Origin of the sequence: Bradyrhizobium sp. BRP23, from assembly GCF_020194135.1 — a bacterium.
Lineage (GTDB): Bacteria > Pseudomonadota > Alphaproteobacteria > Rhizobiales > Xanthobacteraceae > Bradyrhizobium > Bradyrhizobium yuanmingense.
The window spans coordinates 645,590-658,523 of the sequence record NZ_JADYVW010000001.1 but is presented as its reverse complement, the minus strand read 5'-3'; the positions used below and the strand labels follow the sequence as shown (position 1 = coordinate 658,523).

The window sequence follows — 12,934 nt, the reverse complement described above, 5'->3', positions numbered from 1 at the left end:
TTTTGTCGGAAAGTTGATACCGAAATGACGGCCGCATTCCAAGCCGGTTGCGCTTAACGAGGCCGGGCCGGCTGGTGTAGACTCGGGCTCGGAACGCAAGGAGCCCGCCGGGGCCAACGAGAAGAACGCGAGGGCAAACGCACCATGACTCAGTTCACCGAGACCGAACTCACCGAAGCCGTCGTCAGGAGCTTCGACCACACGCCCGACACGCGCGCGAAATTTCTGCTGCAGGAATTGGTGAGGTCGCTGCACGATTACGTGAGCAAGACCGGTCTCACCTTCGCGGAATGGGAATATGCCATCGATTTCCTGACCCGGACCGGGCAGAAATGCACCGACACCCGCCAGGAATTCATCCTCTTGTCCGACGTGCTCGGCGTCTCCATGTTGGTCGACGCCGTCAATCACAGGGATCGCGACGGTGCCACGGAGACCACAGTGCTCGGCCCGTTCTATGTCGGCGAGCACAAGGTGACTGCGCACGGCACCGACATCTCGCCGAACAACCAGACCGGCGAGCGGATGTTCGTGCAGAGCCGCGTCACCGACCTCGAGGGCAAGCCGCTCGCCGGCGTTCCCGTCGACGTCTGGCACGCCGATGACGACGGCTTCTACGATTCCCAGAAGCCGAACTACGATGAGGTCGGCGCCTCGGCGCGGGCGCGCTTCATCACCGATGACGATGGCCGCTTCTTCTTCCGCACCATCCTGCCGTGCAGCTATCCGATCCCGACCGATGGTCCGGTCGGCGAGATGATCGTGCAGACCGGCCGCCACCCGATGCGCCCGGCGCATGTGCACTTCCTGGTCAATGCCAGAGGCTATGAGCCGCTGATCACGCACGTCTTCATGGACGGTGACAAATATCTCGACTCCGACGTGGTGTTCGGCGTGAAGGACGACCTCGTCGCCAAGGTCGAGCCGCGCAACGACCTTGAGATGCCCGACGGCACCACGGCGAACGGGCGGTGGCATTTGATGACTTACGAATTCCACCTCAAGCCGGGCGGCGGCATGGCGCCGAAGCCGCTCGGGATGAAGGCGACCGAGCCGGCGTGAGGATGCGAAATCTCAGTCATCCCCCGATATAGGCTGCCAACTCGTCGGGCGTACCCTTTGGAAAGGCGTCTTTCAGATGATCGAGGAAAGCGGAGACGCGCGCACTGAGCAATCGCCGCGAGGGATAGAGCGTCCATAGGGCGATGTCGGCTCCCTCGACGTCGCCCCATCGAACGAGCGTGCCGGCGGCAAGATCGTGGCTGACGAGCGACAGCGGCAGCCTCGCGGCGCCGATACCGGCTCTCACGGCATCGCGAACCATCATCAGGGATGACAGTCGAAGCACGGGATCGATCGCGATGCGCGATGGGCCGCTTGGCCGTCTGATGTCCCAAACCGCAGCTTTGTCATCGCCGCGCACGATGGCCGGAACGGCGAGGTTTCCTCTCGGGTGCTTCAGAGCGGGGCTGGCGACGACCAGCATTCGGTCGCGCAAGAAGATGCGGCCGACCAGGCTTTCATCCGGATCGGGATTGACCCGGATCACGAGATCAAAGCCTTCCTCGATCATGTCGACGTAGCGGTCATCGGTCGTAACTTCGAGCCGGACTTGCGGATGTCGAAGGGCGAAGCCGGCCGCGAGACGGCCCATCGCGGTTTGCGAGAAGAGCAGGGGTGCGCTGATCCGCAGCCTGCCCTTTGGCTTGTCTCCGCCCGAGGCGATCGCGGCCGCGGTTTCGTCGAGCTCGGTGAGAAGTGCGCCCGTCCGTTCATAGAGCGCGCGCCCTTCCTGGGTGAGCTTGAGCGTGCGCCCGCCGCGCTCGAACAGACGCAGATCAAGACTGCTCTCCAGTTCGGACACACGTCGAGACAAGGTCGCTTTCGGACGTCCCGCTGCCCGCGCGGCCTTTCCGAACCCTCCGTGACGGGCGACGAGATTGAAATCGGCAAGCGCAAGCAAATCCATCTGTTCCACCAGTGAGACGGTCTGTCCAAATATAGAGTCTATCGGCTCGCGTGTGGATCATTAGTTTCCGGGTGTCTTCCAAAACCCAACCGGAGTGATCCCATGACCATCCTCGTTACCGGCGCCACCGGCACCATCGGCCGCAACGTCGTCGAGCAACTCGTCAAGCGCGGCGCCGATGTGCGCGCACTCGTCCGAAATCCCGAGAAGGCCAACCTTCCGGCAGGTGTTGCCGTCGCCCAGGGCGACTTGCTGGACGTCGATTCCGTGCGCACTGCGTTTTCGGGCGTCTCGACGTTGTTCCTGCTCAACGCCGTGGTGCCGGACGAATTCACTCAGGCGCTGACTGCGCTCAACCTTGCCCGCGAAGCCGGCATCGAGCGGTTCGTCTATCTTTCGGTCATTCACAGCGACCTCTACGTGAATGTGCCGCACTTCGCCGGCAAGTTCGGGGTCGAGCGCATGATCGAGCAGATGGGCTTCAAGGCGACCATCCTGCGGCCCGCCTATTTCATGAACAACGAACTCATGATCAAGGATGCCGTGACCGGATATGGCGTCTACCCGATGCCGATCGGCAGCAAGGGCCTTGCGATGATCGACGCGCGCGACATCGGCGAGATTGCTGCGATCGAACTGATCCGCCGCGAGACATCCGCAGCGCCGCTTCCGCTCGAACGCATCAATCTTGTTGGCCCTGAGACACTCACTGGCGCGAAGGCCGCCGCGATCTGGTCGGAGGTGCTCGGCCGCGCGATCGCCTACGGCGGAGACGACACCGCGGGGTTCGAGAAGAACCTCAGGCAGTTCATGCCGCCCTGGATGGCTTTCGACATGCGGGTGATGGGCGAGCGTTTCCTCACCGAGGGAATGATCCCTGAGCCCGGCGACGTCGAGCGTCTGACCGGCATGCTGGGCCGTCCCTTGCGCTCCTATCGCGACTTCGTCGCCGAGATCGCGGCCCCCGTTTGAGGCTTGCCAGAGCAGAAGCGCAGGCGGGCTGGCTGCGCCGCTCGCTATTAATCATGTGGCGAGCGGCAATCTCGATCAGCGCGCATGCAGCAAGGCCAGCAGCACGACGACGGCGCAGGCGAGCGCCGCCGTTGTCAGCTTCCAGAACATCAGCGGGCTGCGCTCCAGGAGCGGTGTGATGCGCGTGTCGAGATAGGCCGGGTTGGGCGTGCGAAGCTCGAAGATGAATTCCGAGAGATCCTCGTGCCGCTTGTAGGGATCGGGATGGAGCGCGCGCCGGAGCGCGCCGTCGACCCAGGCGGGAACGTTGCGGTCACCGTCGGGGGCGCGATATTTAAGCTTTCGCACATCCGCCTTGCGCCGGATTTTGGCGATTTGGGTGCCGTAGGGCAGCTTTCCCGTCAGCATCTGGTAGCAGATCACGGCCAGAGAAAACATGTCGGAGCGCGGCGAGCCCCCTTGCCCCAGGAAATATTCCGGCGCCGTGTACTGGACGGTGCCCAGGATTTCGTCGGCCTCCCCTGGCGGCGCCGCCTCGGCCACGCCGGCGACCCTGACCGATCCGAAGTCGATGATCTTGGCGGTGCCGGTCTTGTCGATCAGGATGTTGTCGGGCCTGAGGTCTTGATGCAGCATCTCCATGCGATGGAAGGCGCGCAGGCCTGCGGCGATCTGCTCGATGAGGCCGCGCACGGTTTCGAGATCGGGCCGCGGATTGTCGGTCATCCACTGCTTCAAGGTCTGCCCCTCGACGAACTCGGTCGCGACGTAGAGATAGCCGCGTCGCCGCGACTGCGACAGCGGCTTGAGCACATGCGGGCTGTCGATCCGGCGTGCGATCCATTCTTCCATCAAGAAGCGCTTGAGATAGGCGGCGTTGTCGCGTAGGTCGACCGACGGCAGCTTGAGCGCGACCGGCTGCTCGGTCTCGGTGTCGACGGCGAGGTAGATATGGCTGCGGCTGCTGCCGTGGATCTCGCGGACGATCCGGTAGCCGTCGAAGATCGCCCGCGGCTCCGGCAGCGTCGGCAGCGGCAATTCGGAGCTCTGATTGAAGATGCCGGCCGGATCGCGCTGCGGCACCGCATCGATCCGCAGGATCTGCACGGTGATGTTGTCGTCGCTGCCGCGCCGATAGGCTTCCTCCACGATCGCCTTCGCCGCCCCGTCCAGCTCGGCTGCGTGCTCGTCGATTGCACTCGTGACGAAACGCGCATCGACGAACTCGTACGCACCGTCGGTTGCCAGCAGGAAGGTGTCGCCGGCCTCGATTTCGATCGCCTGATAGTCGATCTCGAGCTGCGGATTGATGCCGAGCGCGCGGCCGAGATAGGTCTGCTCAGACGAGACGATGATGCGGTGATCGTCGGTCAGTTGCTCCAGCGCCTTGCCGGCGACGCGATAGACGCGGCAATCGCCGACATGGAAGATGTGCGCGGTGGTTGCCTTGATGACCATGGCGCTGAGCGTGCAGACATAGCCCTTGTCGCGGTCATAGGCATATTGGCTCTTGCGCGTCTGCGCATGCAGCCAGGAATTGGTCGCCTCCAGCACACGGCGGGCGGAGGTCTTCACCGTCCACGACTCCGATGTGCAGTAATAGTCCATCAGGAAGCTCTTGACCGCCGACTCGCTGGCGATCTGGCTTACCGTGCTCGAGGAAATTCCGTCGGCGAGAACGGCCGCGATGCCCTTCAGGCTGAGCAGCGGCTCTTCCGGAATCAGGACGCCGTGAAAGTCCTGGTTGATGGGCTTGCGACCCTTGTCGGAATGCTGGCCGACCGAAATCTGGAGTCCGCGGGGCATCGTCATCACCGGGAGAGGGGAGCCTCACCGTGCTTGGGCGAGGCTCCCCTGTCGATACCTATTCGATCAGGCCGCGACGCGGGGCCTTGCAGCCTTCTCCGCCTGGCGCTTCGGCAGGGTCATGACGTGGGTGGCATAGAGGGTCATGCCGGTGAAGGCGAGGCCGCCGACGAGGTTGCCGAGCACGGTCGGGATCTCGTTCCAGATCAGATAATCCATGATCGAGAACTTCGCGCCGAGCAGCAGGCCCGACGGGAACAGGAACATGTTCACGACGGAATGCTCGAACACCATGTAGAAGAACACCAGGATCGGCATCCACATCGCGATGACCTTGCCGGGGACGGAAGTCGAGATCATGGCGCCGACGACGCCGGTCGAGACCATCCAGTTGCAGAGCATGCCGCGCAGGAACAGCGTCGCCATGCCGGCCGCGCCGTGCGCGGCATAGCCAAGGGTTCGGCCCTCGCCAATATTGCCGATGGCGGCGCCGACCTTGTCGGGCGCCTGCGTGAAGCCGAAGGTCGTGACGAAGGCCATCATGAAGGCGACGGTGAAGGCGCCGGCGAAATTGCCGACGAAGACGAGACCCCAATTGCGCAGCACGCCGTTGAGCGTAACGCCCGGGCGCTTGTCGATCAGCGCGAGCGGCGAGAGCACGAACACGCCGGTCAGGAGGTCGAAGCCCAGGAGATAGAGCATGACGAAGCCGACCGGGAACAAGAGCGCGCCGACCAGCGGCTGGCCGGTGTTCACGGTGATCGTGACGGCAAACCAGGCTGCGAGGGCCAGGATCGCGCCGGCCATGTAGGCGCGGATGATGGTATCCCGGGTGGACATGAAGATCTTGGACTCGCCCGCATCCACCATCTTGGTGACGAATTCCGAAGGCGCGAGATACGACATCAATGGTTCCTTTTGCTTGGTAAGTGAGATCGACACGCCCCCGACGAGCGCGCGGCTGAACGTCATCGGCCGTGCGGGCAGCCTGCCGCGCACGAGGGCTATGGAAAGTCTGGAAGCCTTGGGAATCGCGTCACGAGGACTCTGAAGCCGGAGACCGCGAAGCAGGTGAGCTTCCGGGATGCAGCCGCCAGAGGCTGCATCAATGCGGCCAAGCCGCAGTCGTCGTTGACGCAACCTTAGAAGCAATTTGTGTGCCGTGGTGCGTCGATCGAAAAAGCGAGCAAATTCAGCTGGATGTCAGCTGCAGGGGGATGATTGGCAGAACTGCGCCGCCTCTTGCTTGAGCGACTGCACAACGTTTGTGCGGCGCACAAGGATTGAGCAGATCGCAAACTTCGCGTGCGGAACAGGGCTGCGTTAGTCAGACGCGGAATTACCAAGCATCTGATTATCCATCATTTTTGGCGGTGGCAGGCTTGGCATGAAGCTTGAATAGTTCCAGGCCGACGCCATTGAAGCCGTCCCGCGAGACTTCTCATCCGAATTGCTGACGCACCCAAACGGGGTCTCCCCGTCGCGCGTTCGCATGCGCCTTTTTCTGGCGTCACGGACGGACGGGCTGCTCGTGCGCACTGACGCAATCATTCCGCAACGACGCAAAAGGACGACACGACCTATGACCAAGCGCATTCGCCGGCCCTCCGAGACTGGCCTCAGCCGCCGTCAATTGTTGAAAGCCACCGGCTCGACCGCCGCACTGCTCGCCGCCGCCAAGCTGAATTTCCCCGCCGGCGCCTTCGCGCAGGACGCAGGCCCCGAGGTCAAGGGAGCCAAGCTCGGTTTCATTGCGCTCTCCGATGCCGGCCCGCTGTTCGTCGCCAAGGACAAGGGCCTGTTCGCCAAGCACGGCGTGCCCGACACCGACGTGCAGAAGCAGGCGTCCTGGGGCACCACGCGCGACAACCTCGTGCTCGGCTCCGAAGGCAACGGCATCGACGGCGCGCACATCCTCACCCCGATGCCGTACCTGATCTCGGCCGGCAAGGTGACGCAGAACAACCAGCCGACGCCGATGTACATCCTGGCGCGACTCAATCTCGATGCGCAGTGCATCTCGGTCGCCAAGGAATATGCCGACCTCAAGCTCGGCACCGATGCGGCGCCGTTCAAGGCGGCGCTTGAGAAGAAGAAGGCGTCCGGCAAGGCCGTGAAGGCTGCGATGACCTTCCCCGGCGGTACCCACGATCTGTGGATCCGCTACTGGCTCGCCGCCGGCGGCATCGATCCCGACAAGGACATCGAGACCATCGTGGTGCCGCCGCCGCAGATGGTGGCGAACATGAAGGTCGGCACCATGGACTGCTTCTGCGTCGGCGAGCCCTGGAATCTCCAGCTCATCCACCAGGGCATCGGCTACACCGCCGTCAACACCGGCGAGATCTGGAATAAGCATCCGGAGAAGTCCTTCGGCATGCGCGCGGCCTTCGTCGACAAATACCCGAAGGCCAGCAAGGCGATCCTAATGGCCGTGCTGGAAGCCCAGCAATGGGCCGACAAGGCGGAAAACAAGCAGGAGCTGGCCGCCATCATGGCCAAGCGGCAGTGGATCAACTGCCCGGTCGAGGACGTCTACGATCGCACCGCCGGCAAGTTCGACTATGGCATCCCCGGCAAGGTGGTCGAGAACTCGCCGCACGTCATGAAGTACTGGCGCGATCATGCCTCCTATCCGTTCCAGAGCCACGATCTCTGGTTCCTCACCGAGGACATCCGCTGGGGCAAGTATGAGCCGAACTTCGATACCAAGGCGCTGATTGCCAAGGTCAACCGCGAGGACATGTGGCGCGATGCGGCCAAGACCCTCGGCGTCGCCGCCGCCGACATTCCGGCCTCCGCCTCGCGCGGCAAGGAGACCTTCTTCGACGGCAAGGTGTTCGATCCTGAAAATCCGGCCGCCTATCTGAAGTCGCTCGCGATCAAGCGCGTCGAAGTCTGATGGAGCCCTGCGGCCGCCTTTAGGGGCGGCCGCATCGTCCCTGCCACGCCGGAGAGAGATAGCGATGAACATGACTGCCACGAAGATCGAGGTTGAGACCGCGACGCCTGCTGCAACGATTGCGCCGGTCGTCACGCTGACGCCGAAGCGTCCCCCGCGTACTGAGGCTTACGCACGCATGGCACGCGAGACCGCCGTGCGCGTGATCCCGCCGCTGGTCGTGATCGCTCTGCTGACGCTGGTGTGGGAGCTGGTCTGCCGCAGAGCCGGCTCGGCGCTGCCGCCGCCCTCAAAAGTGTTTGCGGATACCAAGGAGCTGATCTTCGATCCGTTCTTCGACCGTGGCGGCATCGACAAGGGCCTGTTCTGGCATCTGTCCGCCAGTCTCCAGCGCGTCGCCTTCGGCTATTCGCTCTCGGCCATCGCCGGCATCGCGCTCGGCGTGCTGGTCGGGCAGTCGGTCTGGGCGATGCGCGGGCTCGATCCGCTGTTCCAGGTGCTGCGCACGATTCCGCCGCTGGCTTGGCTGCCGCTCTCGCTCGCGGCCTTCCGCGACGGCCAGCCTAGCGCGATCTTCGTCATCTTCATCACCTCGATCTGGCCGATCATCATCAACACCGCGGTCGGCATCCGCAACATCCCGCAGGACTATCGCAACGTCGCCGCGGTGGTGCAGCTCAATCCGCTGGAATTCTTCGCCAAGATCATGATCCCGGCGGCGGCGCCCTACATCTTCACGGGCCTGCGCATCGGCATCGGCCTGTCGTGGCTCGCGATCGTCGCCGCCGAAATGCTGATCGGCGGCGTCGGCATCGGCTTCTTCATCTGGGACGCCTGGAACTCCTCGCATATCAGCGAGATCATCCTGGCGCTGTTCTATGTCGGCATCATCGGCTTCGTGCTTGACCGCCTGATCGCGGGGCTCGGCAAGGTCGTCACCCGCGGCACCGCGCAGAACTGAGGAGAGGGGACATGACCGCCTACCTGAAACTCGACCACATCGACAAGGTCTTCACCCGCGGCACCGCCACCACGGAGGTGCTCAAGGACATCAATCTGACGATCGAGAAGGGCGAATACGTCTCGATCATCGGCCATTCCGGCTGCGGCAAGTCGACCCTGCTCAACATCATCGCAGGGCTGACCGGCGCCACGATGGGGGGCGTGCTGCTGGAAAACCGCGAGGTGAACTCGCCAGGGCCCGATCGTGCCGTGGTGTTCCAGAACCACAGCCTGCTGCCGTGGCTGACCGTCTACGAAAACGTCAGGCTTGGCGTCGACAAGGTCTTCGCCAAGACCAAGTCCCGTGCCGAGCGCGACGCCTGGGTGATGCACAATCTCAACCTCGTGCAGATGGCCCATGCCAGGGACAAGCGTCCATCGGAGATCTCCGGCGGCATGAAGCAGCGCGTCGGCATCGCGCGGGCGCTGGCCATGGAGCCGAAGGTGCTGCTGCTGGACGAGCCGTTCGGCGCGCTCGACGCGCTGACCCGCGCCCACTTGCAGGATTCGGTGATGGCGCTGCATCAGAAGCTCGACAACACCATCCTGATGATCACCCACGACGTCGACGAGGCCGTGCTGTTGTCCGACCGCATCGTGATGATGACCAACGGACCGAGCGCGCGCATCGGCGAGGTGCTGGAAGTGCCGCTGGCGCGGCCGCGCAAGCGGCTCGACCTCGCGACCAACGCCACATATCTGAAGTGTCGCCAGCGCGTGCTCGAATTCCTCTACGAGCGTCATCGCTTCGTCGAAGCCGCGTAAGTCACGCGTTCACGCGAGATCTGCCCGCGCCCAATTAATCGACATCAAGCTCAATCCTTGTGCGTCGCACAGGGATTGAGCGAAACGCAAATTTTGCGTGCGGAAAAGCCCTGCAAACAATTCGGGCAATACGAATAACATCCTGAAATCCCTGTGTTTCCCGTATGCGCGCAACTGGCACGGAAATTGAAACGTCTTTGCGCGACGCCAACGACGACGTCCCTCAACATCATCAATCAGCATCGTGATCTCGCCACCGGGGTGAAGCCTCGGAGCGCGCCTCCGTGACCGGAGGCAGAGCCTGCAACGACGCAGCGGTGAGCCTGGAAGGGATACGCAATGACGAAGAATCCGACCCTGAACTCCAGCTGGATTTCAGACTGGCGCCCCGAGGATGAGGCGTTCTGGAACAATACCGGCAAGTCGATCGCGCGGCGCAATCTGATCTGGTCCATCGTCGCCGAACATATCGGCTTCTCGGTCTGGCTGATCTGGAGCATCGTCACCACCAAGCTGCCGCAGGCCGGCTTCCACTACACCACCGACCAGCTGTTCCAGCTCGTCGCCGTGCCGGGCCTGATCGGCGCCTTCATGCGCTTTCCCTATACTTTCGCGGTGACGACGTTCGGCGGCCGCAACTGGACCATCTTCAGCGCGGCGATCCTGTTCATCCCGACCTTGTCGCTCGCCTATTTCGTCAGCCAGCCCGACACGCCGTTCTGGCTCATGCTGCTGGTCGCCTCGACCGCGGGTCTCGGCGGCGGCAATTTCGCCTCCAGCATGACCAACATCTCCTTCTTCTTTCCCGACCGGATGAAGGGATGGGCGCTCGGCCTCAACGCGGCCGGCGGCAATATCGGTGTCTCCAGCGTGCAGCTCCTGACCCCGATCCTGATGACGCTCGCCGTCTTCAACCTGTATCAGGCGACGCCCGTCGACGGCATCTTCCTGCAGAATGCCGGCCTGATGTGGGTGCTGCCGATCGCAATCGCGGTGTTCGGCGCGGTGTTCTTCATGAACAATCTCACCACGGCGAAATCGTCGGTGAAGAACCAGCTCGCGATCGTCAAGCGCAAGCACACCTGGATCATGGCGTATCTCTATATCGGCACGTTCGGGTCCTTCATCGGCTATTCGGCGGCGTTTCCGCTGCTGCTGAAGACGCAATTCCCCACCGTGACGATCTCGATCGCCTTCCTCGGCCCGCTGGTCGGCTCGCTGTCGCGTCCGCTCGGCGGCTGGCTCGCAGACCGGGTCGGCGGCTCCATCATCACCTTCTGGAACTTCATTGTGATGGCGGGCGCCACGGTCGGCGCGCTCTACTTCGTGGGGCACAAGGATTTCATCGGCTTCCTGTCGATGTTCCTGATCCTGTTCGTGACGACGGGCATCGGCAACGGCTCGACCTACCGCATGATCCCCTCGATCTTCCGCGAGGAGAACCTGTTCAAGGTGCGCGGCAAGGGCGATGCGGCACGCAGCGCTGCCCTGAAGACCGCGAGCATCGAGAGCGGCGCGGCGGTCGGCTTCATCGGCGCGGTCGGTGCCGTCGGCGGCTATCTGATCCCGAGCGGATTCGGCAAGTCGATCGCCATGACCGGCGGGCCGCAGCTCGCGCTCGTGGTCTATCTCGCCTTCTACGCCTCCTGCCTCGCTCTGACCTGGTGGTTCTACCTGCGTCGCAGCCCGCAGGGCGAAGGCGCGCCAAGCCTCGCCGAGGCGCGTGTGTGAGCACGACAAACTGGCACGAATGTCGCTTCTCCCCGTACGCGGGGAGAAGTCTCTCTGATGACGTTTGATCCATGAACTTTGTCCGCAATGGCGCGGACGAAGGCAGACCGAAACAGACAGGAGAACATCATGACGCCCGAGCAGATTACTCTCATTCAGCAGAGCTTCGCCAAGGTCGCCCCGATTTCGGAAGCCGCCGCGGTGCTGTTCTACGACCGACTGTTCGAGGTGGCGCCGTCCGTGCGCGCGATGTTTCCCGAGGACATGACCGAGCAGCGCAAGAAGCTGATGGGCATGCTCGCCGCCGTGGTCGGCGGCTTGTCGAACCTGGAATCGATTCTTCCCGCGGCCTCCGCGCTCGCCAAGCGTCACGTCGATTATGGCGCCAAGGCCGAGCACTACCCCGTGGTCGGCGCCACCTTGCTGTGGACTCTCGAGAAGGGCCTTGGCGAAGCCTGGACGCCTGAACTCGCCGCAGCCTGGACCGACGCCTATGGCGTGCTGTCCGGCTACATGATGTCCGAGGCCTACGGCGCGCAAGCGCAGGCCGCCGAATAGGAGATGCGTTGTGAGTGAACCGCTGGTCATCGTCGGCAACGGTATGGCGGCCGCGCGTCTGGTCGACGAGCTCGCCAAGACCGCGCTCGGCCGCTATGCGGTCGCCGTGATCGGCGAAGAGCCGCGGCTCGCTTACAATCGCGTGCTCCTCTCCTCCGTGCTGGCGGGCGAGACCGGCTCGCACGAGATCGAGCTGCGGCCGGCCGGTTGGTGGCGAGACCGCGGCGTCACGGTGCGCTACGGCTATCGCGTCAGCGAGATCGATGTCGGCCGCCGTGAGCTCAAGATCGCGGGCGAGGAGAGCATGGAATATTCCAAGCTCGTGCTCGCCACGGGATCGACGCCGCTGCGGCTCAACGTGCCAGGCGCCGATCTTGCCGGCGTGCACACGTTTCGCGACACCCGCGACGTCGACCTGCTGCTGACACTGGCCGCGGCCAGGAAGCGCGTCGTCGTGGTCGGCGGCGGCCTGCTCGGGTTAGAGGCGGCCTACGGCCTCGCCAAGGCCGGCGCGCCGGTGACGCTGCTGCATCTGATGGATCGACTGATGGAGCGTCAGCTCGACGCGCCCGCGGCCGACCTGCTCAAGACGCTGGTCGAGCGCAAGGGTATCCGCGTCATGCTCAATGCCGCGACGGCCCGCATCCACGGCGAGGGCCAAGTCCAGGCCGTCGAGCTCGCCGATGGCAGCCGCATCGAGGCCGATGCGGTGATCTTCGCCGCCGGCATCAAGCCGAACGTCGCGCTGGCGAAAGAGGCGGGGATCGCGGTCAACCGCGGCGTCGTCGTCAACGACGTGATGCAGACCTCCGCGTCCGACATCTTTGCGCTTGGCGAATGCGCCGAGCATCGCGGCACCTGCTATGGCTTGGTCGAGCCCGCCTACGAGCAGGCGCGCGTGCTGGCGCGGCATCTGGCCGGCCGGCCCGCCGCCTATCAGGGCAGCGTGGTCTCGACCAATCTGAAGGTCTCCGGCGTCAGCGTGTTCTCCGCCGGCGACTTCATGGGCGGGGAGGGCAGCGAGAGCCTCGTGCTGTCGGATCGCAGGCGCGGCACTTACAAGAAGCTCGTCATCGCCGACGGTCGGCTCACCGGGGCGGTGCTGATCGGCGATACGATCGATGCGCTCTGGTACCTCGAGCTGATCCGCAATCGCGACAAGGTCGCTTCGATCCGCACCGACATGATGTTCGGCCGCGCGCTGGCGCAGCCTTCGAAAGCGGCGTGAT

Annotated in this window: 12 protein-coding genes; 8 read left to right on the top strand and 4 right to left on the bottom strand. The window is 63.8% G+C overall.

Annotated features, from left to right (window positions below; genetic code table 11):
- The first annotated feature begins 144 nt into the window (after positions 1 to 144).
- Entirely contained in the window at positions 145 to 1,062 is a 918-nt protein-coding gene (locus I6F24_RS02975; RefSeq protein ID WP_225127421.1) for a dioxygenase, read from the top strand.
- Between the two features lie 16 nt (positions 1,063 to 1,078).
- Here I6F24_RS02975 and I6F24_RS02970 read toward each other — a convergent pair whose 3' ends face one another.
- Positions 1,079 to 1,969 (bottom strand): LysR family transcriptional regulator, encoded by an 891-nt coding sequence (locus I6F24_RS02970; RefSeq protein ID WP_036025875.1) that lies wholly within the window; start codon positions 1,967 to 1,969, stop codon positions 1,079 to 1,081.
- A gap of 102 nt (positions 1,970 to 2,071) precedes the next feature.
- On the opposite strand from I6F24_RS02970, the gene I6F24_RS02965 reads away from it, so the two are divergent.
- A complete protein-coding gene (locus I6F24_RS02965; RefSeq protein WP_057026771.1) occupies positions 2,072 to 2,941 on the top strand; it encodes an NmrA/HSCARG family protein in 870 nt (289 codons plus the stop codon).
- 75 nt (positions 2,942 to 3,016) lie between these two features.
- On the opposite strand, the gene I6F24_RS02960 is transcribed toward I6F24_RS02965, so the two are convergent.
- Both I6F24_RS02960 and I6F24_RS02955 read right to left on the bottom strand, forming a co-directional pair.
- The gene (locus tag I6F24_RS02960; protein ID WP_036025873.1) at positions 3,017 to 4,753 is read right to left on the bottom strand and encodes a bifunctional protein-serine/threonine kinase/phosphatase; all 1,737 of its coding nucleotides are present in this window, start codon (positions 4,751 to 4,753) and stop codon (positions 3,017 to 3,019) included.
- Between the two features lie 60 nt (positions 4,754 to 4,813).
- On the bottom strand, positions 4,814 to 5,653 hold the full coding sequence (locus tag I6F24_RS02955; protein WP_036025912.1) for a formate/nitrite transporter family protein: 840 nt from the start codon (positions 5,651 to 5,653) through the stop codon (positions 4,814 to 4,816).
- 676 nt (positions 5,654 to 6,329) lie between these two features.
- Between I6F24_RS02955 and I6F24_RS02950 the strand changes: the two genes are divergently transcribed.
- The 3 genes from I6F24_RS02950 to I6F24_RS02940 all read left to right on the top strand — a co-directional run bounded on the left by I6F24_RS02950 (position 6,330) and on the right by I6F24_RS02940 (position 9,416).
- Complete coding sequence (locus I6F24_RS02950) at positions 6,330 to 7,649, top strand: CmpA/NrtA family ABC transporter substrate-binding protein (protein WP_036025871.1); 1,320 nt, start codon at positions 6,330 to 6,332, stop codon at positions 7,647 to 7,649.
- Between the two features lie 64 nt (positions 7,650 to 7,713).
- Entirely contained in the window at positions 7,714 to 8,610 is an 897-nt protein-coding gene (gene ntrB, locus I6F24_RS02945) for a nitrate ABC transporter permease (protein WP_074447510.1), read from the top strand.
- 11 nt (positions 8,611 to 8,621) lie between these two features.
- Positions 8,622 to 9,416, top strand: coding sequence for an ABC transporter ATP-binding protein (locus I6F24_RS02940; protein ID WP_225149945.1), 795 nt, complete (start codon positions 8,622 to 8,624; stop codon positions 9,414 to 9,416).
- 9 nt (positions 9,417 to 9,425) lie between these two features.
- Here the strand turns inward: I6F24_RS02940 and I6F24_RS02935 are convergent, their stop codons facing one another.
- Entirely contained in the window at positions 9,426 to 9,659 is a 234-nt protein-coding gene (locus tag I6F24_RS02935; protein ID WP_141697547.1) for a hypothetical protein, read from the bottom strand.
- Between the two features lie 96 nt (positions 9,660 to 9,755).
- On the opposite strand from I6F24_RS02935, the gene I6F24_RS02930 reads away from it, so the two are divergent.
- The 3 genes from I6F24_RS02930 to I6F24_RS02920 all read left to right on the top strand — a co-directional run bounded on the left by I6F24_RS02930 (position 9,756) and on the right by I6F24_RS02920 (position 12,933).
- Positions 9,756 to 11,147, top strand: a complete 1,392-nt coding sequence (locus tag I6F24_RS02930; protein ID WP_036025866.1) for an MFS transporter — start codon at positions 9,756 to 9,758, stop codon at positions 11,145 to 11,147.
- 129 nt (positions 11,148 to 11,276) lie between these two features.
- Positions 11,277 to 11,705 carry a globin family protein gene (locus I6F24_RS02925; RefSeq protein WP_036004577.1) on the top strand — a complete coding sequence of 143 codons (429 nt, stop codon included), beginning with the start codon at positions 11,277 to 11,279 and terminating at the stop codon, positions 11,703 to 11,705.
- Between the two features lie 10 nt (positions 11,706 to 11,715).
- Positions 11,716 to 12,933: an FAD-dependent oxidoreductase gene (locus tag I6F24_RS02920; RefSeq protein ID WP_225112658.1), complete on the top strand. Its 1,218-nt coding sequence runs from the start codon at positions 11,716 to 11,718 to the stop codon at positions 12,931 to 12,933.
- Position 12,934: the final 1 nt, after the last annotated feature.